The organism is uncultured Negativicoccus sp. (assembly GCF_902480485.1).
GTDB classification, from domain to species: Bacteria; Bacillota; Negativicutes; order Veillonellales; family Negativicoccaceae; genus Negativicoccus; species Negativicoccus succinicivorans.
Map to the genome: position 1 here is coordinate 1 of NZ_CABSTC010000014.1, position 23,609 is coordinate 23,609.

The 23,609-nt window shown below is 55.2% G+C and carries 22 protein-coding genes and 1 tRNA gene; 9 read left to right on the forward strand and 14 right to left on the reverse strand.

Annotation, left to right across the window (positions count from 1 at the left end; all coding sequences use genetic code 11):
* Nucleotides 1–129: 129 nt before the first annotated feature.
* Together RDN69_RS01970 and RDN69_RS01975 are read right to left on the reverse strand one after the other, a co-directional pair.
* Nucleotides 130–218 (reverse strand) — tRNA-Ser (locus tag RDN69_RS01970).
* A 51-nt stretch (nt 219–269) separates the two neighbouring features.
* Nucleotides 270–1,226, reverse strand: a complete 957-nt coding sequence (locus tag RDN69_RS01975) for a magnesium transporter CorA family protein (RefSeq protein WP_052098632.1) — start codon at nt 1,224–1,226, stop codon at nt 270–272.
* A 230-nt stretch (nt 1,227–1,456) separates the two neighbouring features.
* Between RDN69_RS01975 and rpsF the strand changes: the two genes are divergently transcribed.
* Genes rpsF through rpsR form a run of 3 tightly spaced genes read left to right on the forward strand, consistent with a single transcriptional unit; the run spans nt 1,457 to nt 2,483 of the window.
* Entirely contained in the window at nt 1,457–1,747 is a 291-nt protein-coding gene (rpsF, locus tag RDN69_RS01980; RefSeq protein WP_024048739.1) for a 30S ribosomal protein S6, read from the forward strand.
* 15 nt (nt 1,748–1,762) lie between these two features.
* Entirely contained in the window at nt 1,763–2,227 is a 465-nt protein-coding gene (locus tag RDN69_RS01985; protein ID WP_024062762.1) for a single-stranded DNA-binding protein, read from the forward strand.
* Nucleotides 2,228–2,252: 25 nt separating this feature from the next.
* On the forward strand, nt 2,253–2,483 hold the full coding sequence (rpsR, locus tag RDN69_RS01990) for a 30S ribosomal protein S18 (protein WP_024062763.1): 231 nt from the start codon (nt 2,253–2,255) through the stop codon (nt 2,481–2,483).
* Between the two features lie 156 nt (nt 2,484–2,639).
* Here the strand turns inward: rpsR and RDN69_RS01995 are convergent, their stop codons facing one another.
* Complete coding sequence (locus RDN69_RS01995) at nt 2,640–3,209, reverse strand: TetR/AcrR family transcriptional regulator (RefSeq protein ID WP_034437185.1); 570 nt, start codon at nt 3,207–3,209, stop codon at nt 2,640–2,642.
* Between the two features lie 213 nt (nt 3,210–3,422).
* On the opposite strand from RDN69_RS01995, the gene RDN69_RS02000 reads away from it, so the two are divergent.
* Complete coding sequence (locus RDN69_RS02000; RefSeq protein ID WP_052098634.1) at nt 3,423–5,384, forward strand: cation-translocating P-type ATPase; 1,962 nt, start codon at nt 3,423–3,425, stop codon at nt 5,382–5,384.
* Between the two features lie 42 nt (nt 5,385–5,426).
* Here the strand turns inward: RDN69_RS02000 and RDN69_RS02005 are convergent, their stop codons facing one another.
* The 4 genes from RDN69_RS02005 to RDN69_RS02020 are packed head-to-tail and all read right to left on the reverse strand — an operon-like array spanning nt 5,427 to nt 8,265.
* A complete protein-coding gene (locus RDN69_RS02005) occupies nt 5,427–5,684 on the reverse strand; it encodes a DUF951 domain-containing protein (RefSeq protein WP_034437186.1) in 258 nt (85 codons plus the stop codon).
* Nucleotides 5,685–5,693: 9 nt separating this feature from the next.
* A complete protein-coding gene (gene larA / locus RDN69_RS02010; protein WP_288218191.1) occupies nt 5,694–6,965 on the reverse strand; it encodes a nickel-dependent lactate racemase in 1,272 nt (423 codons plus the stop codon).
* Nucleotides 6,966–6,985: 20 nt separating this feature from the next.
* Nucleotides 6,986–7,501: a pyridoxamine 5'-phosphate oxidase family protein gene (locus RDN69_RS02015; RefSeq protein ID WP_159822841.1), complete on the reverse strand. Its 516-nt coding sequence runs from the start codon at nt 7,499–7,501 to the stop codon at nt 6,986–6,988.
* Nucleotides 7,498–8,265, reverse strand: a complete 768-nt coding sequence (locus RDN69_RS02020; protein ID WP_159822843.1) for a S9 family peptidase — start codon at nt 8,263–8,265, stop codon at nt 7,498–7,500. The genes RDN69_RS02015 and RDN69_RS02020 overlap by 4 nt, the downstream gene beginning before the upstream one ends.
* A gap of 274 nt (nt 8,266–8,539) precedes the next feature.
* Here RDN69_RS02020 and nrdJ point away from each other — a divergent pair, with 274 nt between their 5' ends.
* Entirely contained in the window at nt 8,540–10,591 is a 2,052-nt protein-coding gene (nrdJ, locus tag RDN69_RS02025; protein WP_288218192.1) for a ribonucleoside-triphosphate reductase, adenosylcobalamin-dependent, read from the forward strand.
* A gap of 15 nt (nt 10,592–10,606) precedes the next feature.
* Nucleotides 10,607–11,479, forward strand: a complete 873-nt coding sequence (locus RDN69_RS02030; protein ID WP_288218193.1) for an HAD family hydrolase — start codon at nt 10,607–10,609, stop codon at nt 11,477–11,479.
* Between the two features lie 77 nt (nt 11,480–11,556).
* On the opposite strand, the gene RDN69_RS02035 is transcribed toward RDN69_RS02030, so the two are convergent.
* The 5 genes from RDN69_RS02035 to RDN69_RS02055 form a co-directional block, all read right to left on the reverse strand.
* Nucleotides 11,557–12,210 carry a hypothetical protein gene (locus tag RDN69_RS02035; protein ID WP_288218194.1) on the reverse strand — a complete coding sequence of 218 codons (654 nt, stop codon included), beginning with the start codon at nt 12,208–12,210 and terminating at the stop codon, nt 11,557–11,559.
* A 36-nt stretch (nt 12,211–12,246) separates the two neighbouring features.
* Nucleotides 12,247–12,375 (reverse strand): hypothetical protein, encoded by a 129-nt coding sequence (locus RDN69_RS02040; RefSeq protein WP_288218195.1) that lies wholly within the window; start codon nt 12,373–12,375, stop codon nt 12,247–12,249.
* 151 nt (nt 12,376–12,526) lie between these two features.
* Nucleotides 12,527–13,495, reverse strand: coding sequence for a flotillin-like protein FloA (floA, locus tag RDN69_RS02045; protein WP_024048394.1), 969 nt, complete (start codon nt 13,493–13,495; stop codon nt 12,527–12,529).
* Nucleotides 13,496–13,504: 9 nt separating this feature from the next.
* A complete protein-coding gene (locus RDN69_RS02050) occupies nt 13,505–14,809 on the reverse strand; it encodes a nodulation protein NfeD (protein WP_273261491.1) in 1,305 nt (434 codons plus the stop codon).
* On the reverse strand, nt 14,806–15,249 hold the full coding sequence (locus RDN69_RS02055) for a hypothetical protein (RefSeq protein ID WP_024048396.1): 444 nt from the start codon (nt 15,247–15,249) through the stop codon (nt 14,806–14,808). The genes RDN69_RS02050 and RDN69_RS02055 overlap by 4 nt, the downstream gene beginning before the upstream one ends.
* Before the next feature lie 148 nt (nt 15,250–15,397).
* On the opposite strand from RDN69_RS02055, the gene RDN69_RS02060 reads away from it, so the two are divergent.
* Genes RDN69_RS02060 through RDN69_RS02070 form a run of 3 tightly spaced genes read left to right on the forward strand, consistent with a single transcriptional unit; the run spans nt 15,398 to nt 20,567 of the window.
* Nucleotides 15,398–15,859 carry a hypothetical protein gene (locus tag RDN69_RS02060; protein WP_024048397.1) on the forward strand — a complete coding sequence of 154 codons (462 nt, stop codon included), beginning with the start codon at nt 15,398–15,400 and terminating at the stop codon, nt 15,857–15,859.
* 25 nt (nt 15,860–15,884) lie between these two features.
* Nucleotides 15,885–19,547, forward strand: a complete 3,663-nt coding sequence (gene cobN / locus RDN69_RS02065; protein ID WP_288218196.1) for a cobaltochelatase subunit CobN — start codon at nt 15,885–15,887, stop codon at nt 19,545–19,547.
* Nucleotides 19,548–19,607: 60 nt separating this feature from the next.
* Nucleotides 19,608–20,567, forward strand: coding sequence for a mechanosensitive ion channel family protein (locus RDN69_RS02070; RefSeq protein WP_273259456.1), 960 nt, complete (start codon nt 19,608–19,610; stop codon nt 20,565–20,567).
* Nucleotides 20,568–20,677: 110 nt separating this feature from the next.
* Here the strand turns inward: RDN69_RS02070 and RDN69_RS02075 are convergent, their stop codons facing one another.
* A complete protein-coding gene (locus RDN69_RS02075; RefSeq protein ID WP_288218197.1) occupies nt 20,678–22,261 on the reverse strand; it encodes an ABC transporter permease/substrate-binding protein in 1,584 nt (527 codons plus the stop codon).
* Between the two features lie 296 nt (nt 22,262–22,557).
* Nucleotides 22,558–23,609, reverse strand: a 1,052-nt coding sequence (locus tag RDN69_RS02080) for a glycine betaine ABC transporter substrate-binding protein (RefSeq protein WP_288218198.1), incomplete at its 5' end; no start/stop codon positions are given.

Here is a 23,609-nt window from a genome sequence, read left to right on the forward strand (position 1 = left end):
ATCTCAATATTTATTATGTTTTAATTATATCATCTTAAAAGGAAGATGCAATTTTATAAAAATTTAACTCGCAGTATTTATTTCGCGTAGCAAAAAAGCGCGACATGGTCGCGCTCTGTTTGGTTAAAATGGCGGAGAGGGTGGGATTCGAACCCACGGCCCCTTGCGGGATCACCGGTTTTCAAGACCGGCTCCTTAAACCACTCGGACACCTCTCCAAAGTTGTGACTTCTCTATTCTACCGAAATCGTTGCCAAAAAGAAAGAAAATTATAAATAATGACGTCGCCAGAGAATGAAAAGCGCCACTACCGTTGAGACGAAAGCGATGCCGAGGACATCCCAAAAACCGATCATCTGACCTTCCCAAGGCACGCCCGTGTTGATTCCCCACAGGCTGAATACCGCCGTCGGCACGGCGAGCAAAATCGTCACCGAGGTGAGCAGCTTCATGACCTGGCTCAAGTTGTTGCTGATGATGGAGGCGAACGTGTCCATCATGCTGTTCGAGTTTTGCGAATACATTTGAACCATTTCGATCGCCTGCTTGTTTTCGATGATGACGTCTTCGAGCAGATCTTCGTCTTCCTCGTACATCTTCAAAAGCGGGCGCGGCTGCACGTTGTTGCGCAGACGCAGGAGGCGTTCCATCACGACGCCGTTCGCTTTGAGCGCGCTGGTGAAATACGTGAGTGATTTCGAAAGTTCGAGCAGTTGGAAAAATTCTTTATTTTCCGCCGTTTCCCGCAAGCGGGCTTCGATGACGTCGGTGCGCTTGTTGATTTTTCCCAAGGCTTGTAAAAAGAGCGTCGCGGTCCGGTTCATCAGTTGGAACAGAAAGCGCGTCTTTTTGTACGTGCGGAATGTGTTGTACGTATTGCCGCGAAACGGCGCGAGCACGGCGCTTTCTTCAAGGCAGACCGTGATGAAATGCTTTTCGGTAATAAAAATACCGAGCGGCAACGCGTCATAGCTGTCTTCCGTTTCCCGCACGACCGGCGTATTGATGACGACGAAAATGTAATCGTCTTCCAATTCCACGTGGGAACGTTCTTCCGGGTCCAATGCCGAACGGAAATCTTCAATCGGAATCGGCGTAATCTTGGCCAGACGGACCAATTCCTCTTCCGTCGGATTCACGACGTTAAGCCAGGAGCCTTTTTCCGCCGCTTCCGGCACGACCTCCTGCAGGATTTGATCTTCGTCATGTTTGTACGCGATGAGCACCGTTCCACATCCTTTCATTTCCGTCTTGTCATGAACGCTCCGCGGGCGAAAATATCCCCGCACAGACATGCTTATTATACAATACGAAGGCGCAAAACAAAAGTACCGCGCCGAAAGAAAACTTGTAAAGTAAAAATAAATACGTTATAATATATAAGCTGTGTATCGAAAGATACCGCTCCTAGCCCTTTGTACGAAAGGGCCATATGTCCAAAAGAGGAGGTGTCCAAATGAACAAAAACTATGAAGTCATGTTCATCATCAATGCCGGACTGGACGAAGAGGCAGCTGACGCGATTGTGAAACGCGTCGAAGACCTCATCACCAAAAATGGCGGCACGGTGAACAACATTGACCGCATGGGCAAACGTCGTCTCGCTTACGAAGTCCAAAAGCAGACCGACGGCAACTATGTGCTCGTTGAATTTGCCATTGATCCGGCGCAGATCAAAGAAATCGACCGCGTCATCAAGATCAATGAAAAAATCATTCGTCATTTGATTGTCAAACAGGACAAATAAGTCCGGAGGTAGACTATGAATTCCGTACAAATCATCGGCAACCTCACCAGGGATCCTGAAGTTCGTTACACGAAAACAGGAAAACCTGTCGCATCGTTCACCGTTGCGGTCAACCGCAGCTGGGTCAGCGTGCAGGGGGAAAAACGAGAAAGTACAGATTTTATTCCGGTCGTTGCGTGGGGCAAACTCGCCGAGCTCGTCGGCAACCGCCTGAAAAAAGGCACCCGCACATTCGTCGAAGGTCGCTTCCAAACCCGCTCGTATGAGACGCAGGAAGGCGAGAAACGCTACATCACCGAAGTCGTAGCGAACCTTGTCGCGCCGAACGTCGATTACGACAAGCAGCCGTCCGCTGCGCCGGAACCGCGCGCTGACTACAGTCAGTTCGGTGCTCAGCCGCAAGCCGGCGGCAACTTTGGTAACCAGCCGGGCGGACCAGTGTTCGGTGGTAGTGGCAACGACGACGATATCCCGTTCTAACGCAAGACCGATAGGGAGGCAAATTATGAGAAGAGATCGTCAACGTCGACCGCGCCGGAAAGTTTGCGCCATTTGCGCCGACAAAATCCAGCACGTCGATTATAAAGATATCAATTTACTGCGTCGGTTCACTTCCGAACGCGGCAAAATTCTGCCGCGCCGTGTGACCGGTGCCTGCGCGAAAGATCAGCGCAAAATCAATCGGGCGATTAAACAGGCTCGCGCGATTGCGCTCTTGCCGTTTTCGGTAGATTAATCAAAACCGCCTTCGGGCGGTTTTTTGTACGTAAAAGGCCATCGATATTACAAGTATGTTGGTAATGTCGATGGCCTTTTTAGCAAGACGGCATTTACGGAAGGTTTGATGACAGACGGGCAAATTAACGGCCCTGCATGCCGATGCGATTTTATTTCAGCGGCCGAGCAGAGGATCCATGACGGCGGTGAAGTAGCCGGCGATTTCTTCAGGCGTTTGACGCATGTCATTTTCAATCCACCAGTGAATGGTCTCGACAAAAGTGCAGGCGAAATGGTTGCGCAAAAAATCAGAGGGGACGGCGGGCCGTTCGCCTTCTTCGTGATTGAGCCAATATTCGCCGAGTTGCAATTTCAGATGCTCTTTGAGATAACGCAAAAAGATATCGCGACTGTCGGAACGCAAGAGCCGCATAAAGGCTTCGCGTTGATTACTGATGTGGTAGAGAATGTGCGTGGTGTACGCGCGGTAGCCGTTGCCTTGCGGCGTGAATTCGGGAATGGGGCAATGCACGCCGACGCCGGCGAAAACATGGCCGAAGAGTTCGGTCAAAAGCGCTTCCATGAGCGCCTCTTTCGTGGGAAAGTGGGAGTAAAATGTACTGCGCCCGATATTGGCGGCGTCGATGATTTGTTGCACGGTGATTTGCGCGTAACGGCGGCGGGTTAAAAGTTCGGTGAACGCCTGAAAAATGGCGTTGCGCGTTTTGATTTGACGGCGATCCATACTATTTCCTTTCCGCGTCGACGCAAAAAATTGCGCGCGCCAGCGATTATTTTATTGAACAAATGCAAGATTCTATTCAGTAACGAACGATTCCTCTTGTTTGCGTCTGGTCAAGGCACTGAATATTTTTTACAATGAAAGCAAATAAGAAACAATGTGTTCATTAAATACTTACATTGTAACGATACAGAGTAGATTTGACAAGGAGGAACTATGTGGGATCGCTGGTGGGAGTGGGCGCTTAGACCGCGCATGATGGTACTGATGACCGTGTTGCTGCTCGTGAGCGCGTACGGTCATTTGACGAGTAACGCTTTTTTGCAAATGTATGATCCCGGTTGGGGCGTGCTTTTGTTGACGGGCATACCGCTGTTGTTCGGCGGGATCGAATATCTCGTGAAAGATAAAGAATTAACGTCGTGGCTCTTGGTCGGGATCGCGCTGGTCGCCTGCGTCGCGTTGGGCGAAGTGTTCGCGGCGACGGAAGTGGCGTGGATCATGGCGTTCGGGGAATGGCTGGAAGGGCGCACGGTGCAACGCGCGCGCCGCGGCTTGGAGCAAATTTTGGCGCAGACGCCGGCGCAGGGGCGGCGGATCAATGACGCGGGCGAAACGGAAATGGTAACGGCGGAAGAGATCCGCGTCGGTGATCGCCTGAGCGTGCATCCGGGCGAAACGATTCCGGCGGACGGCGTGGTGCTGACGGGCGCGACGGCGGTCGATGAAGCGATGCTCACGGGCGAATCGCTGCCGGTGGATAAACGTGACGGCTCGGAAGTGTTCGGCGGCACGGTGAACGGTTTCGGCGCGATTGAAATGCGCGCGACGAAAGTCGGCGCGGATGCTTCGATGCAACGGCTGGTGCGCTTGGTGCGCGAGGCGGAAAACGAGCAGGCGCCGGTGCAACGCACGGTGGATCGGTGGGTGCGCTACCTCGTGCCGACGGCGATTGCCCTGTCGCTTATCGTCTTTGCGCTTAATTTTTGGTGGGGCACGCCGCTCACGGAAACGATTTATCGGACCGTGACGGTGCTGATCGTCTTTTGTCCGTGCGCGCTCGCGCTTTCCACGCCGACGGCGATTGTGGCGGCGATCGGGCAGGCGACTAAAGCCGGCGTGATTATCAAATCGGGGGCGGCGCTCGAAGTGATGGGGCGCATCGATACGCTCGCGTTGGATAAAACGGGCACGATTACGACCGGCGAACTCGCGGTGACGGATGTGTTGCCGTTGCAAGACGATGTTTCCGCGCAAGAGGTCTTGGCGTTGGCGGCGGCGGCGGAAGAACAAAGCGAGCATCCGCTCGGCAAGGCGATTCTGCACAAGGCGCAGGCTGTCGGCGTCACGCTGCCCGAGCATACCGATTTTGTGATGACGGGCGGCCGCGGCGTGCGCGTTCGGCTGACCGACGGCAGCGTTCTTTACGCGGGCAGTGAACATTACCTCGCGCAAGAAGGAATCGACATCGCGCCGACGGTGGAAGCCACGCTGAACGAGTTACGTAGCAACGGCAAGATTGCGGTGCTTGTGGCGCAAGCGGATCAACTCATCGGCGTGGTCGCTTTCGCGGATACGGTGCGCGCGCAGATGCCGGCGGTGACGGCGGCGTTGCAACGCGCTCGACTTACGCCGGTCATGTTGACGGGTGATAATACGCAAACGGCGCAATTCGTCGGCGCAACCGTGGGCATTGATGAAGTGCACGCGCGCCTGCTGCCGGAAGATAAAGTAGAGTATATTGCCGCGCAGCAAAAAGCGGGCCGACGCGTGGCGATGGTCGGCGACGGCGTGAACGACGCGGCCGCGCTGAAACGCGCCGATGTCGGAATCGCGATCGGCGGCACGGCGGGCGATATGGCGATCGAAGCGGCGGATATTATTTTGCCGGGGAGCGACATGACTCGTTTACCGTACCTCGCGCGTCTTTCGCAAAAGACCTTGCGCACGATTCACATCAACTTGGCGATCGCGTTGTCGCTGAATATTCTCGGCGTCATTTTATCGCTTTTCGGTTGGCTGACGCCGGTGACGGGCGCGATCGTGCACAACGCGGGCTCGATTATCGTGTCCTTGCACGCGATTTGGCTCTATGAAACCAAAATTTTGACCGGCGTGCGGGAGGCGGATGCCGGCCCGACTTGCGGCGCGTTATCGCGCGATATCATCCGCGGCTGATGACGCAACAAAAAAGACCTCGTACGAGGTCTTTTTTGTTGGTTAATTTTGCGCGGCATCGTCCGCGGGAAAAGAACGGTCGGTCGGCGGCGCGAAATCGTCGCGATCGGCGACTTTGGTGACGACGCCGCGCACCGCTTTCATGAATTTCGGACGGGCGATCATCACGGTATGACCGCAACCGCGGCAGCGAATGCGAAAATCCGCGCCGATGCGCAAGACTTCCCATTCCTTACTGCCGCAGGGATGCGGTTTTTTCATGTTGACGATATCGCCGATGTCTACTTTTAAATACGCCATGGTTTCTCCTTACGCCTTTTTCACAAGCCGCGGCACCGTGTAGCTGCCTTGCGGCATGAGGCAAATGTCCGCGTTCGGACCGAGTTTTTGTTCCGCCAGCGCCAGCGCTTCTTCGACCGAATGCACCGGCGTGAAGAGGGCGGCGCGGGCCGCGTCGTCGGGCATTTCGGAAAGCAAATAGAAATCCGCTTTTTTCATCAAACGCGTGACCGCGTACGCTTTGTGACGGCCGATTTGAAAATCTTCGCGCACGTACGCTTCGATTTTTTCCGGCGAAGGATATGCGCGCACCGTCGCGTCAAATTCACTGTTGCCCGAACCTTCCGGACAGGCGGCGAGCAAGATGACGACACCGCCTTCCTGCACGGCGCAAACGGCGTTGTCCATCGTTTTTTGGCTCTGGTAAATATTGATGTCTTTCGGATAGCCGCCGCACGTCACGATGACGATCGGATATTCGCGCGGAATTTCGACGCCGTTCATGCGGTCGACCAACTCACAGGCTTTTTCGTGCGCAGTGATGTAGTCGCCGGCGAACACGCCGATGAATTCTTTCTTTTCATTCAAGACGGTATTGAGCAAAAATGTCGGTCGATGCATTTCACAGCCCTCGACCTGATCGAGATAGATCGGATTGGTTTTGATCTCACCGATGACCGCGTGCGGATCGAGCATCAGCGAGTGGTTGTGGCGGATGGTTTCCCGATGCGCCACGCCCGGAAAGAGCGCTTTGCGCCCGCCGCCGAAACCGGCGAAGAAATGGTGAACGACGCTGCCGGTCAGAATTAATTTATCCGCGGCCAGCGCGTCTTTGTGAAACGCGACCGGCGTGCCGTACGAGGTCGTGCCAATTTTGATATAATCCTCGTCATGCCGCGCTTCGGCGTTGACCGTGCGCAGACGGCGAAAGAGATCTTCCGTGATTTGCGAAATCATTTCTTCGTCCGTCATCGGGCGATGCATGCCCAGCGCGAAAAGAATCGTGATATCTTCGTCGGCCACGCCGCGCTCGTTCAGCATTTCCACTATGACCGGCAAAAAAATATCCGTGTGCGCGATGCGTGTCGTATCATTGACGATGATCGCGACTTTATCGCCGGCGTCAATCAGTTCCGGCAGAGGGGCGGAGTCGATCGGATGCAACAGCGCTTCACGAATCGCTCGGATCGGATCGGCGAGCGGCTGCATTTGTGCCATGGTTAAACAATTTTTTACCCGTTCGTCGGGCAATGTAAATGAAATTTCTTGGCGGCCGTAGGGCCAGGTGTAGGTGGTTTCCATGGGACTCCTTTTCGAATGATTTACATCATTTGCGCGGCGGCGTGAAGTTTTTCTTCTTTCAATACACCGCTGGCTTGTTTGCCGGTCAGTGTTTCAATTTTGAGATAAAAAACCGCGACTTCATTCAGATATTGATCGACGAAAGCTTCCACCGTGTGCTCATGTTGTGGCAGGTAATGATTGCCGAAGCTCTGCATCAACATTTTTATTTCCGCTACGTCGCGGACGACGGTGAGCGGTCCGAAGGCAATAACGCTTTTAAAATACGTAGTAAATTCCGCCGCATGAATATCGGCGCGATCAATCACGCAAAACGAGCCTTGCGGGTGCGCGGCGATAGCGCTCATTTTATGTCCTTGGGGGGCGCCATGAAAGTAGAGCGTATTATCATGGTACCAATAATTGAGCGGAACGGCGTATGGTTGACCGTCGGCATCAATCAAAGCAAGCACGCCTTCATGGTGCTTCTGTAAAATTTTCTGACAGTCTGCATTGCTGAGTGCCTGCTCCGGTCGACGCATTGCTACCGATTTCATCGCTCCTCCTTTTTACCCGTATATAAAAAGCGGTTGCCGAGCCAATCGGTGGCGGACACGAGCATGCCTGTCGTCACGAAGTGACCGAGATTGTCGATAAATTCCGTTTTGACATCGGCGCCGGCATCTTGCAAAATGGTGGCGAACTCCACATCCGCGCGCGGGTCGACGGAGTTGTCGGCGGCGCCGTGAATGAGGTAGAACGGTTTTTTCTTGAGGGCCTGCGCGTGCATGTGCGGCGACATTTCCTCCACGTCTTTATGGATTTCCGCGGCGAGCGGATACATTTGTCCGAAGCGCGCCTGGAAGAAAAGGTGGCTCAGCGGCCAATGACCGGAACCGTTGATCGCGACCACGCCGGACACCGCTTTTTGTTGTGCGGCGACGCCGAGCGCGGAGAAACCGCCCATGGAATGGCCGGACGACACGATCAATTTGTAACCGTTTTCCCGCGCGTAGTCCATCCAAATATCGCTTTCGCGCACGTTTTGGAACAGCGTTTTCCAAAAGTACGGATAGGATTTCGGATCTTCGTAATCGATTTCGCCGCGATTGTCATGGTAGATAGCCGCCGGCACGATGACTTCCCAGCCGGCGTTCGCAAAGGCCAGCGCCCGCAGTTCCTGTCCGGCCATCTTCGAGCTCCAGCCGTGGTACCAAATCACCAGGCCGCGCGGATTGACGGGGGTGTAGCGGATGGCATCGATGCCCTGGCGCGTAATGGCGGAGATATTCACCATAAACGCGCGTGCTTGTTTGCTCATTACATTCGACTCCTTTGTTTTAGCGGGAACATATTGTTTTACGCTTAGTTTCATTCTATTACAAAAACGATGTGCCGCCAACCGCGCGCCCGCGGAAGGCGCAAGCGGCGGAAAAATTCGCGCTTGCGGTAGTTGCTGTCAGGCGCTTGTCAAAATGCTTATACAAATTTTGCATTATACAATATATTGTAACTGAAAAAAGAAGATGTATAATAGATATACAAATTATTGATTACCTGCTTGCAGGTTACAAAGATATCGTATGGAGGAGAATATGAGTCGTTTTACCGGTTTCAGTGAGGAATTTATTCAGCAGTATCCGCATTTTCCGGCGCATATGACGCAGTTGGCGAAGTTCGTTTACTATCGCACGTATTCGCGTTGGCTGACGAAGGAAGGGCGGCGGGAAACGTGGCGGGAAACCGTCGTGCGCGCGCTCACGTATAATTGCCAAATGGCGGCGGAAAATCAGGAAGACGCGGAAGCGTTGTTTGACAATGTGTTTAACCTGCGTCAGTTTATTTCGGGACGCAGTTTGTGGATCGGCGGTTCGAGCGCGTCGGAAAGTCTGATCACGGCGAATTTCAATTGCGCGTTTACGGTGATGGACAATGTGCACGCGTTTGTCGATCTGTTTTATTTGTTGATGGTCGGCACGGGCGTGGGTTTCCGCATTTTGAAAGACGATGTGGCGAAGTTGCCGAAATTCCGCCATGACGTTGTTTTGGAAAACTTGCCGTTTGAGCCTTTGCCGTCGAATGAACGAGTCGATCCGACGTCGATTATTTTCCGCACGGACGATATCGCGACGATTGTGGTCGGCGATTCCAAAGAGGGCTGGGTGCAGGCGCTGCAGTTTTATCTCGATATTCATACGCGCCATGATTACCGCAAAATTAAGCGGGTCCGCATCAATTACAACGGCGTGCGCCCGAAAGGCGAACGGCTGGTGACGTTCGGCGGTACCGCGTCAGGGTATGAATCGCTGGCGACGATGTTTGAAAAAATTCATAAAGTGCTGACGACGGAAGAATTCGCGCCCGCGCCGGTCGAAGGGCAGTTGCGCCCGATCCACGTGCTCGATATTTGCAATATCATCGGCGAAAACGTGGTGGTCGGCGGCGTACGTCGCACGGCGGAAACGGCGATTATTTCGCCGGACGACGATGAAGTCATCGAGGCCAAAACCGATCTTACGCCGAACAAATTCCACCGCTTCATGAGCAACAACAGCATTTATTTTACGGAAAAACCGTCGCGCGAACGCTTGCAGCAAATTTTTCACACCTTGCGCTACACGGGCGAACCGGGCTTCGTGAATGCGGCGGAGGGAAAACGCCGTCGCGCCGATTTCGAGGGCCTGAACCCCTGCTTTGAAATTTTACTGCCGCGCAATTCCGTCTGTAACCTGACGACGGTCAATATTCTCGCCTTCGTGAAAGACGGCAAATTGCTGAAAGAAGAACTTTTGGCGGCGGAACGGTTGAGCGCGCGCGCGTGCTACCGCATGACCTGCATGAATCTCGAATTGCACAATTGGAACCAAACCCATCAGCGCGACCGTTTGCTCGGCTGCTCGATGACGGGCTGGCAGGACGCGATGAGCGCGCTCGGCTACGATCGGGAGCAACAGATCGAATTGATGCGGGAACTGCATGACGCGGTCCGCGCGGCGGCGGATGAATACGCGGACGAGCTCGGCACGCCGCGTTCGCTCCTGGTGACGGCGGTGAAACCGGAAGGCACGCTCTCGCTGGTGGCGGGCGGCGTCAGTCCGGGATTGCATTACTCACACAGCGAATATTTTATTCGCCGGATCCGCGTTAACGCCAGCGACCCGCTTGCCAAGACGGCGGAGGCGCTCGGCTGGAGCGTGCATCCCGAAGTGGGACAGGAAGAACCGAATGTGCGCACGAAAGTCATCGATTTTCCGTGCTATTCGCCGGTCAAGCGCACGAAGTACGATGTGTCGGCGATGGAGCAGCTGCAGACGTATTACGATTTCCAGAAGTATTACACGGAGCAGAACAGTTCGAATACGATTTCGATTAAAGACGACGAATGGGACGACGTTTGCCAAAACGTGTACGACCATTGGGACGAAATGCTCGCCTGCTCGTTTTTGAGCCTGTCGGATCATCACTATGAACTCGCGCCGTACGAAGCGATCACGAAGGAAGAGTACGAGGCGATGATGGCGACGATGCAGGACTTCAATCCCAATTTGCTGAATTACTACGAACAGGCGACGGGGAACGAAGGCAAGGAATTTGAAATTTTGGACGATCGTGAAGAATGCGCGTCGGGAGTTTGCCCGATCAAATAAAACGAGGTGCTGAGCATGGAACAAGCGCCGATTTTGGCGATTTGCTATGATTTTGACCACACGCTTTCTCCGGACGACATGCAGGCCGCGGGCTACATCCAGTCCGTCGGCTTCGCCGTGGAGGATTTTTGGCGAGAGTCGCGGAGGCTTGCAGAACAAAATGAAATGGATCGCAATCTTGCGTACATGTACCTGATGGCGAAGACGGCGCGCGGCAAAGTGTTGTTCACGCGCGAGCAACTGGCGGAGTACGGCGCGCAAGTGCCATTGTATCCGGGCGTGCGCGAATGGTTCGCCAACGTGAACGCGCTGGGGGAAGCTGCGGGCGTGCAGGTGGAGCATTACATCATCTCGTCGGGATTGAAAGAAATGATCGCGGGCACGGCGATTGCGAACGAATTCAAAGCGATTTACGCGAGCTCCTTTTTCTACGATGGAGACGGGGTGGCGGTATGGCCGGCGCAAGCGGTCAATTACACGAATAAAACGCAATTTCTGTTTCGCATCAAAAAAGGCGTGCTTGATGTCAATGACGAACGCATCAATGAATATTTTCCGAACGAAGAGATGCGCGTGCCGTTTCGCAATATCGTCTACATCGGCGACAGCGCGACGGACATTCCGTGCATGAAGCTGGTGGCGAGCTCGGGCGGCCACGCGATCGGCGTGTACGCGCCGGGCGAATCGACCGCCATGGTGGACGGTTTACTGCGCGACGGGCGAATTCAGTACAAAGCGCCGGCGGATTATCGGCAAGGCGCGCCGCTGGAACAGCTGATCGGCGCGATTATCGCGCAGACGGCAACGCGGGAAAAGTTGGAGCGACGCAAAGCAGCCGACCTTCATGACGCGAAGAGCCGACTTGCGAACGCAAAGCAAGGTCAATAAATCTTTCCGAATTAGCATCACACAATAAAAAAATACAAAACGAAGACACAAAAAAACCGCCGTACGGCGGTTTTTTATTACGGTAATTCATACGGCTGATCGCCGCGCGGCGGTCCGAAGATGGCGGCCATGATAATGCCTTTGCGCCAATCCTCGCGCGTTAAGCGGCGACCTTTCATGCCGACGCGACGCGCCGATAAGGGCGTCGCTTTCAGCGTCGCGAGCGGATTGTCGTTGCCGATCGCGAGCGACGGTTCTTTTAAATCGCGTACGGAAGCGGGTGCTTGATGCAACGGATGACCGGCGCGATCGTGTCCGGCATGCGCCAACGTCGCGGGGCGACCGGGTTCTTCGATCGGCATTCCCGAATGCCGCGCCGGTGTTTCCATAGGCGGCTTTTCTTTCGGCGCGCGTTCCGGTGGCGGATCTTCTTTCGGAACGGGATCGGTGCCCGACGGATCGTTCTCGTCATCGTCATGCGACGACGCTTCGAAAGGCGCCAACCATTGCTTTTTCATAAGCTCGATGGCCTCTTCCAATGATGGCAGGCGCGACGCGGTTGCGCCTTTCTGCGTGTGAGGTCGGGGCGGTTGCGCATTTTGCTGCGCGGAAGGGTCCGGCTGCTCCGTCGGCAGCAAATGATTTTGTTGTGATTTTTTACGCCGTCGCGATTGCAATGAATCGACAACAACGATAGCGATGACAAGCAGGATGCCCAACAATGAATCCATAGGTTGTCCTTTCCTGTGCGGTGAACTTCAGCTACATTAGTGGCGTTTCCGTTTTTTGCGAAATAGACGGAAGAGACCGCGGCCGAGTGTGAAGTAGAGTAACACTTGCAGTAAAGTGGCGGTCGTTACCGCGATGGCGCGGATAATACTGCCGATAAAGCCCATGAGTTTGCGCCTCCTTCAGAGATCACGGCAAGCCGTCAACGACGGTTTAACCATTTGGCAATCGCGTAGACAATGCCGATACCGGCGATGAAGTACAGCGCCAAGCGCAAAAGCGATAAAAAGAACGCGGCTCGTAAAAATACACCCATGATTATTCCTCGCTTTCCGGTTTGGCAATCGCCTCACGCATTTCCGTGTCGGCGTTGATGTTTTGCAAACGATAGTAATCCATGACGCCCAATTTGCCCGACTTGAGCGCTTCCGCGAACGCGATCGGCACTTCCGCCTGCGCGCGGACCACTTCGGCCTGCATTTCCTGCGTCTGGGCGCGCATTTCCTGCTCTTTGGCGACCGCCATCGCGCGGCGCTCTTCGGCGCGCGCTTGAGCGATGCGTTTGTCGGCTTCCGCCTGATCGGTTTGCAGTTCCGCGCCGATGTTGCGTCCGACATCGACGTCGGCGATATCAATGGACAGAATTTCAAAGGCCGTGCCGGCATCCAAACCTTTTTCCAACACGGTGCGCGAAATGTGGTCGGGGTTTTCCAAAACGTCGGTGTGACGTTCGGACGAGCCGACGGTCGTGACGATGCCTTCACCTACACGGGCGATGATCGTCGCTTCGCCGGCGCCGCCGACCAAGCGGTCGATGTTGGCGCGAACGGTGACGCGCGCCCGCACGCGCAATTCGATACCGTTTTTCGCCATCGCGGAGATAATCGGCGTTTCAATGACTTTCGGGTTAACGCTCATTTGCACTGCTTCGAGCACGTTGCGTCCGGCGAGATCAATCGCGGCGGAGCGTTCGAAGGTCAGCGGAATCGAAGCGCGATGCGCGGCGATCAGCGCGTCGACTACGCGGTCGACATCACCGCCGGCGAGGTAATGCGCTTCCAGCTGGTTGACGTTGACCTCAAGTCCCGCTTTTGAGCCCTTGACGAGCGGCAACACGATCAAGCGCGGCGGCACGCGACGTAAGCGCATCCCGATGAGATCAAAGATGCTGATATGAACGCCGGCCGCCAGTGCGGAAATCCACAACCCAATCGGCACGAAATGCTGCAAAATCAGGATAAAAAAGACAACTAGCACAATGGTGAAGCCCGGAAAAATAAAGTCCATATTTCCTCCTTATAATTCGTTTTCGCCGTCGGAACGTGCGGCAACGATGATGCGATTACCAATGACGCGACGCACAATGATCGGCGTACCGCGCAAGATGAATTCGCCCTGCGTCACAACATCATAGGGACGGCCGTCGATTTTGGCCGTGCCCGCCGGTCGTAACGGCGTGGCGGTGATGCCGGCGTGTCCGGTAAGAAAGGTATAGTCGTCATTGCTGGTGTAGCCCGACGCGCTGTCGCTTCGTTGCGAAAGCGTCAGACGCCGCCAGAGCCGACCTGTTGTCAGATGTTTGGCCAGGTGCCAGAACACGATGATCGAGAGCACCAGCCCGCCGGCGATGATATACAGCGCCGAGCTGCTGCCGCCGAGCAACAGAAACAGACCGCCGATACATAAAGCGATCCCCGCCGCCGTGACAAAACCGGTCATGGCGAAGAATATATCGGTCAAGATGATGAGCACGCCGCCCGCGAGCATGAGCGCGGCCAAAAGTGATGGATTGCCGATTTGCCATTGCCCAAAAAAGAGCAGGGCCGTTGCCACGAAAGCGACGAGGCCGCCGCCGGAAAAGCCGGCGGTTTTGATTTCCGCGAATAATGAAACGAAAATAATCGCAATTAAAATGATTTGCAACCAGGGCGACGCGAGCCAGCCGACAAGCGTGTCGGACCACTCGGGCGCGACGGTAATGAGGCGGGCGTTTTGCCAGCCGTAATGCGCGAGCAGCGTGGTCAAATCACCTGCCGAAGTCTGCGCGAGACCCGCGGCCTGCGCCTGCTGCTCTGTCAGCGAAAGAATCGTCCCCGGCGCGGCGTAAGGCGGATAGCCGAGCGTTTTATCGACCATCGCCGCAGCGAGCTCCGGAGAACGGTTGCGCCGTTCCGCTGTCGCGGCGAATTCACCACGCACGGCCGCAATCGTTTTTTCGGTGGCGGGAATCGGTTCCGCCGCTCCGATGGAACTGCCCGGCGCCATTACGAGATCCTGTCCGGCGAGCGCCAAGAGAGCGCCGGCGGACCAGGCGCGCGGATGCACGTAGACGACTACCCGTTGCGGGGAAGCGAGGATTTCATCGCGCATCGCGGTGGCATGGGTCAAAACGCCGCCGAAACTGTCCAAATCAAGTACCACCGGCGCGTTTTCTTGCTGCGCCGTCGCAAGCGATCGATGGAGTTGCGCTGCGGTTTGGGCGTTGATTTCACCGTGGATCGGTACCAACACCACATTTTGCGCCAAGGCCGTCAGCGCCAAACAGCAAAAAAGGCAGAGCGACCAAAGGACGCGCCAACCGAAGCGAGGGCGCGGCATCATGAAGCGCCTTGCGCCTTAGCGGCGTATTTATCGCCTTTTGCTTCGGCGTGAAAATAATTCATCAGCGCCTGCGCGCGCTCGATGGTGAGGTGGGCGTAGCACGCGTATTCGAGCAGCGGATTGCCGCGCTCCTTGCGCTTTTGCGCCATATACGCGCGGCGTTCGTCCAACGTCATGTCGGCGACATATTCCAGATCCTTTTGCCGACGTTCGTAACGAAATTCCATATACTTTTGGGTAGCGTCCGCTTCCGCGCGAGTCATTACGCCCGCGCGCACGGCATCGTCCAAATAGTAACGGATCGCTTGCGGATGATGCGGAGAAAGTTCACGCACGGCCGGCGGCATCGCCTGCGGTACGGGTGGCGGCGGAGCCGCGACGGTGGCGGTGATTCCCAGCAGACACGCGCTGCAAAGAAGCGCGCTGATTCGTTTTATCATATTAGCTCCTTTCTAAAGCGGAAAAACAACATTTATACTTTGAATATACCTGACGAAAAAAGCAGTGTCAAACGCGCGACAGACAAGGTACAACATATTGCCCTTGCCCGTCGGGAAGGAGTTCGTTACAATAATATAAGGAGGCTGTATGCAGGAACGAAAATCATTAACGAAAATTACTTTGGAGACATCCGTGCGTGCGGCGGCTCCGTTCCAACTCATTTACACGGCGATGGGCATTGTTTTCGGCATGCAAATGGTGATGACGCCGCGTTCTCTTCTACAGGGAGAATACGCCCTGGCTGTTTTGGTTTGCGTTTGGTTGATTCACAGCGCCAAGCGCGTGCTTGTCGTGCTCGATGCCGAGACGATGGAAGTCACGTTGCGGCCGACGACGCTCCGCGGCCTGTTCGGGGAGACGTTCGGCAAAAAAACGACCGCCACGGTGGAATACCGATCGGTTGTCGGCGTGTCGGAAACGTGGCGCGAATTATATGTAGTCAATCGCAATGGCGGCATGAGCGTAATACCGGTCACGTGGCATGAACTTTCCACCCATGATCGCGGTGTGATTTTACGTCGCTTTCAGGAAGCGAAAGACGAAAGTTAACGGCTAGAAATACAAAGGAGAAACTATGAAACGAGTCTATTGGCTGACCAATATTGACAGTCAGGCTGACCATGTCGCGCGGGCATTGCGCTCGTTGCGCGAAAAAAATGAAACCATTCCGGCCGAGGTCATTCCGGTCAAAAACGGTGACGCGACGGATTTTACGCCGCCGTCATTTCAGGACGCGGCGTTGGTCGTGATGTCCTTCATGGGCGGCCAGACGCTTGTGGAAGAAACGCTGAACGCGTTGAATGGATATCCCGATGTGCCGTACCTGGTGCTGGCGCACGGACCGAACCCCGCCCGTCCGCGCGGCGTGGATCCGGAAACGGTCGAACGGATGACGCGGTATTTGGCGTACAGCGGTTTGCGCAATATCGAAAACCTCTGGCGCTATCTCGCGAACACCTTTTTGCATATCGGCAAGGGCGCGACGGCGGAACCGCAACAACTGCGCACGGACGGATTATACTATCCCGGCGAAGAACCGTACGGAACGCTTGCGGAATTCGCCGCGGCGCATCTCGATCCGGATAAATATACGGTCGGGTTTTTCTTCTTGCGCGATGATTGGCTTTGGGGCAATTTGCGTTTTTACAATGCGCTGATCGCGGAAATCGAATGCGCTGGCATGAACGCGTTGCCGCTTTTCACGCATTGGGGCAGCGGCGCGAGTCAGGAACGCACGCTCGAAACCTGCGTGCAGGAATATTTTTATGACGCCGACGGCAAAGTCGTGCCCGATGTGATCATCAATAATCACCGCATGTCGTTGCGACTGGGACGCTCGAACGATCCGAAATTTTTGGAAAAACTCGGCGTGCCGACATTGCAGGCGTACCATTCCAAACAGGATGAGGCGACCTGGCGCGCCAATCCCGCCGGCCTGACGCCGACGGAAATCTCGGCGACGGTGGCGATGATTGAAACGGACGGTATCCTGCATGGGGCGGTCGTGTCCCATCGCGAGGTTGAGCCGGGCGGTGAGCCGCAACGCGAACCCTGGGCGTACGGTTTGGAACTTTTGGTGCGCAAGGCGAAACGCTGGGCGACGCTGCGGCACAAACCGAACGCGACGAAAAAAGTGGCGATCGTGCTGCACAATTACCCCGCGAATAATACCAATATCGGTTGCGCGGCGGACCTCGACTCGGGGGCGAGCCTGTTCCGTCTTTTGCAGGTCATGCAAAAAGACGGTTACGATGTCGGCGCGCTGCCGGACACGGCGGCGGAGCTTTGGGAAGAAGTGCTCGCGCACATGACCAATGATCGTCGTTACCTGAGCGAAGCAATGCAACGCGACGCGACGAAAATCGCGGGCAGCGATGTTATTAAGTATGAAAAAACATTACCGGCGAGCGTTGTCCAAAAGATGAATGACACATGGGGGAACGCGCCGGGGGACGCCTTTGTCAATAATGACGAAGAACTTTTGCTGCCGGGCTTACGGCGCGGCAATATTTACATCGCTTTACAACCGCCGCGCGGCTTCGGTGAAGATCCGTCGGCGATCATTCACAGCCCGACGCTTGCGCCGACGCATCATTACTTGGCGTACTACCATTACTTGCGCGACGTGTTCGGCGCGGACGCGTTCGTTCACCTCGGCACGCACGGCTCGCAGGAATGGCTGCCCGGCAAACAAATGGGCCTGTCGGAAGAGTGTTACTCGCAAATTACGATGGACGACATGCCGAATATTTATCCCTATTTAACGACGATTATCGGCGAAGGCATTCAAGCCAAACGACGCGGTCAGGCGGCGTTGATCGGTTACCTGCCGGCACCGACGGCGCAAGGCGGTTTGTACGGTGACTGGGAAGCGCTGGCGCCGCTTTTGGATGAGTATCGGCATTACAAAATCTACGAACCGAAACACACGGCAAGCGTGGTCGCGGATATCGCGGCCTTGGTGGAAAAACTGGGCATGACCGAAATGTTCGGCACACCGACGGCGGAAAATCAGGAAGAGTACATGCTCAAAGTACACAATTTCCTGGACGATATGGAGAGCAGTGAAACGCATACCGGTCTGCATATTCTGGGAGAAGTGCCGACGGGGGATGAATTATACGCGCTCGTGCGTAAACTCGTCGCGGTGGCGCACGGCGATGTGCCGTCACTTGTCGACGCGCTCGCGGAAGCACTTGATGTTCCCTACGCGGACATCGCGCAAAAAGCACTCGCGACACCGGAAGAACTCGCGCAAAAACGCAGCGTCGACCGCAAAGCGGAAGAACTTTTGCAGGCGCTCGCCGCGCGTGACTGGCAGGCGGATACCTGGCAGGACCTCGTCGCGGATACGCCGCAATCGCCAGCGTTGGACGCGGTGCTGGCGTTGATCACCGAATCGATTTTGCCGAAAATTCAAGGCGTTGGCGCGGAATTGACGAATCTTGTCGCCGCGCTGTCCGGCGTGATGGTGCCGGCGGGTCCGGGCGGCTCGGCCGCGTCGGGCAATTTGGAAGTGCTGCCGACCGGACGCAATTTCTACGGCATCGATCCGACGAAAATGCCTTCGGCGACCGCGTGGAAATTGGGCACGGCGCTGGGCGACGCGCTCTTGGAACAATACGTGGCGGAAGAAGGCAAGTATCCCGAACAGGTCGGCATCATCGTTTGGGCCGGCCCGAATTTGCGCAGCAACGGGCAATGCATCGCGGAAATTTTATATTTACTCGGCGTCAAACCGATTTGGCGGGCGGAAACGGGACGCGTGGAACGGCTCGAAGTGCTTCCGCTTAACGAACTCGGTCGCCCGCGTATCGATGTGACCGCGCGTATCAGCGGCCTGGTGCGCGATTCGTTGCCGCAGGCGGTCTCGCTTATCAATCAGGCGGTCGCGTTGGTCGCGGATTTGGACGAACCGACGAATATCAATTTTGTTAAAAAACATATCGAAGCGGACGCGGCGGAACTGGCGGCGGCCGGTACCGATCCCGCAGCGGCGCTCAAAGAGGCGCGGTACCGCGTCTTCGGTTGCCCGCCCGGCGCGTACGGCGCCGGTGTCGGCAATGTGTTGGACGAAAAAAATTGGGAAAACGAATCCGATCTCGCCGACGCGTACTTGGCGTGGGGCGGCTACGCTTACGATGAAAACGGCGCGGCGCACGCGTCGAAAGAGGCCTTCGCGCAACGTCTTAAAACGCTTGACGTCACCGTGAAAAACGAAGACACGAGCGATTTGAACCTGATGAGTTCGGACGACTTTAACGCGTACCACGGCGGCATGGTGGCGGCCAGTCGCGCTTTGGGCGGGAAAGCGCCGCGCTCCTACGTCGGTGACAGCTCGCAGCGCAGCCGAGTGCAGGTGCGCACGCTCGCCGAAGAATTCCAACGTGTCGTGCAGTCCGAAGCGCTTAACCCGAAATACATCAAGGGCATGATGGAGCACGGTTATAAAGGTGCGCTGGAACTTGCCAAACGCGCGATGCTTTCTTACAGTTGGGACGCGACATCGGGCGTTATGAATGACGCGCTTTACAATCGCATCACCGAATCCTACGTGCTCGACCCCGAAGTGCGGGAATGGATGCAAAAAGTCAATCCCTGGGCGCTGCACGAAATCAGCGAGACGATGCTCGAAGCGCGACAACGCGGCATGTGGAACGCGCCGGACGAAATGCTCGCCGAACTGCGCGACATTTATCTTGCGACGGAAGGCGATTTGGAAGAACGCAGCGAATGATCCTTGGAAAAAGAAAACAACGCTTGCTTGAAGGCAGACAATACATGATGGGTAGGTATTATGGAGACAAAAACACCGGCCGATTTGGCCAATAATGTACATGATAAGGTGGGCAAGGCGGCTACGAACGTCAGCCACGAGGTCACCGAACAGGTCGACACCGCCACGCAATGGACCGCCGATGCATGGGATTTTATTTCAACGCACTTGGTTGATTTTCTGATGGCGATTCTGATTTTTGCGATCGGCTACTACATCGCCCGTTTTCTGCGGGACAGTCTGGCGCGGATGATGAAGCGCTCGCACGTAGATCAGCTGGTAGTCGACTTTGTGACGCAGGGACTGTATTTCGTCATTTTAATATTGGTCGCGTTGGCGTCGCTGAATAAAATCGGCGTACCGACGGATTCTTTTGTCATGGCTTTGGGCGGTGTCGGTTTAGGCGTCGGCTTGGCTTTGAAGGACAATATCAGCAATATGGCGGCCGGTATTTTAATTTTGATTTTCCGACCGTTTCGCATCGGAAACTACGTGCGGGTCAGCGACGCGGAAGGCACTGTGACGCAGATTACGCTGATGAATACGCACTTGCGCACGATCGGTCGCGAAGAAACCATCGTGCCGAATGCGATGATGATCTCGAACGCGATCGTCAATTATTCCGCGTACCCGACGCGTTGCATGGAGCTTTTGATCGATGTGTCTTACAGTTCCGATCTGAATCAAGTCGTCAGCGTTTTAAAAGATGTCGCCAAAGGTGACGGCGGCGTTCTGAACGCGGACGATATGCTGATCGGCGTGCGCGAATTCGCCGATAACAGCGTGCGCGTGTACATGCGGCCCGAAGTGGATGCATCGGAATATTGGCCGACCTATCATCGCTTAATGCAATCGATCAAGGAAACCTTTGATGCGAACGGTATCGATATTCCGTTCCCGCATCGCGTGCTGGTATTGGAAAAAGCGCAGGATGCGCCTCCTCTGGCGGGCGCGCTTCCGGAGCAGGGCAACGCTAAATAAATGTTCGCAGCACGATCATCGCGAAGTGACGCGATTGATAAGGACACCGGCGATGACAAACGGGCAAGATATTATGATAAAAAAGACACCGCAGAGCGGTGTCTTTTTGTTTATTTCAATTTGTGCAGCAGGCCTTCGCGCTTTAAAAATTCGCGTGCGACTTTCGCCGGATCCTGCTGTTCTTCATCGACCTTGTAGTTCAAATCTTGCGCGACTTGATTATTGATATGCGATCCCAGTTCGTTCAACACGGCAATGACTTCCGGATGCTTTTCCGCGGCGTCGGTACGCAAGAGCGGGGTCGCGAAGTACGGCGGAAAGTAGTGCCGGTCATCGACGAGCGCGACCAAATTGAATTTACGGACCAAGCCGTCGGTGGTGTACGCGTCTACGACCTGCACGTCATCATTGAGGAGGGCGATGTAACGCGAGGAGCCGTCCAGCCCGGTGGTGCCGGCGAAATTCATGCCGTAGTAAGCGGTCAGACCGGGGAGTCCGTCTTTGCGATTGGTAAATTCGAACGTAGAGCCGACGACCAAATGCGGCGCGGCGGCGATCAAATCGCTCATTGTTTGCAAGCGGTATCGCTCGGCGGTATCTTGCCGTACGGCGAGAGCGTACGTATTGTCGAAACTGTATTGCGGAAGCATCATGATTCCCATGGTCGCGAGTTCATCGCGACTGCGGCGATATACTTCATCGACATCGGTCAGCGGTTCGTGGCGCAATATGGAAACGTAGACGGTGCCGGTGTAATCCATGTAGAGATCGATGCCGCCTGTTTTAAGCGCCTCATAGGCGACTTGCGTGCCGCCGAGATTCGTGTGACGGGTGACGCGTAAATCCGTGCGATCTTCGATCATATCGGCCATCAGATGCGCCATGATGACGCCTTCCGTGAAATCTTTCGAACCGACGGTGATATCGCTTTGCGTTTCGGCGTAATTGCGCCAGACGGTGGTTCCCGCGCCGATGATGAGAAGTGCCGTGACGAGACCGATCAGCCATTTGGCGCGGCGGCGTTCTTTTTTGATCATCGCGCGCGTATGTTCCGGCGTAATCAGGGTCGCCATCGGTGTAACGAGTTCTTCCACGAGACCGAGCAGGTAGTCTACGGCAAGCGCCAGCAAACAGGCGGGGATCGCGCCCGCGAGAATCATATTGTTATCGACGGTACGAATGCCGGCGAAGACAAGATCACCTAAGCCGCCCGCGCCGATGAAGGCCGCGATCGTCATCAAACCGACCGAGGTGACGGCGCTGATACGGATTCCGGCCATGATGACCGGCAGCGCCAGCGGAAATTCCACTTTGTGCAGCACTTGCCAGGGGGAGAGGCCAATCCCGACGGCGACTTCCTTGGTGTCGGGAGAAATTTGCGTCAGCCCCGTATATGTATTTTTGATGATGGGCAAGAGGGAATAAATAATGACGACAAGTACCGCCGGCACGCGACCGATCCCGAAAAAGGGAATCGCGAAGCCCAGCAGCGCCATGCTCGGAATCGCCTGCATGATATTCGCCGTTTGCAATACCGGCGCTTGTAAAGGGCGACGTTTCGCGATCAGAATACCCAGCGGCACGCCGATCAAAATCGAAATGCTGACGGCAATCACGGTCAGCTCGATGTGTTCCCACAGAAGTTCCATAATGTGCGGCCAAGCGGTGGTCAGATAATTCAAAAAAGGATTCATGCCGGCATCTCCTTACCGTCTTTATGCAAGTATTGGTGCGCGCTGATGGCGCCATCAGACAGAGCGTTTTTCGAACGCGATCGCCGCATTATTCCCGCCGGGGCGGATTTTGTTTTCTGAACGGGCATGCGCGGGAACACGGCGCGTATGTTGAACACAGTATAGCACGCCGTTTACAAAAAAAACGGAACGTGCATAATTTTTTGCCCTGCGAAAAGTTATTTTGTCGGGAATGGTGTGAAATTTTTTGTTTTTACACAATAAAAAAGCTCCCGCGGGAGCTTTTTTATTGGCGTTTACTTTTTCAATAAGTTTTGCGAGACGAGGAACTCATGAGCCACTTTTTCCGGATCCTGACGTTCTTCGTCCACTTTATAATTCAATTCGCGCATGACTTCGTCCGTCAAAAGCGGCGCGAGTTCATTCAGCGCGTCCACCACTTCCGGATGTTCTTCGGCGACTTCCGTACGCAGCAGCGGTGTCGCGTAGTACGGCGGGAAGTAATGCCGATCGTCTTCCAGCACTTTCAGATTAAATTTCTTCAAAAGGCCGTCGGTCATGAAGGCGTCGATCGCCTGGACTTCATCGTTGTTAATGGCGATGTAACGCGAGGAGCTGTCAATGCCGAGCGCGTTGGCGAACTGCAGACCGTACATTTGCGTCATGCCGTCCAAACCGTCGGGTCGGTTTTTAAATTCGAACGTCGTGCCGACATTCATATCTGACGCGACGGCGCGCAGATCGCTGATCGTTTCCAGGTTATGCGCGGCCGCGAAATCAGGGCGAACGGCGAGAGCGTAGGTGTTATTGAACGCGTACTGCGGCAGCATGGTGATGGAAAGCGGCGCGAGTCCCGCTTTACCTTCTTCGTACACCCGCTGCATGTCGCTGATCGGTTCGTTTTTCAAAAGGGAAACGTAGACCGTGCCCGTGTAATCAAGATAAAGATCGATTTCTTTGCTCTTGAGCGCTTCAAACGCGACATTGGTGCCGCCTAAATTGATGCGTCGTTCTACGTTCAGACCCGTATGATCTTCAATGATTTCCGCCATCATGTGACCCATCAGGATATTTTCTGTGAAATCTTTCGTGCCGACGACCACATCCGCTTTCGGCGCGAACGCTTGCCGGATGCCGGCGTAGCCGCCGCCGAGCACGAGTAAAATCGCCAGCGACGCGATCAGAATTTTGGAGCGACGGTGGCGGCCGATGACCGCTTGACGATCCGTTGTCGGCGAAAGTTGGGTGGCGATCGGCGTGACGAGCTGTTCGACCCGACCCAAGATGTAATCGACGGACAGAGCTAAAATACAGGCGGGAATCGCGCCCGCGAGAATCATATTGTTAT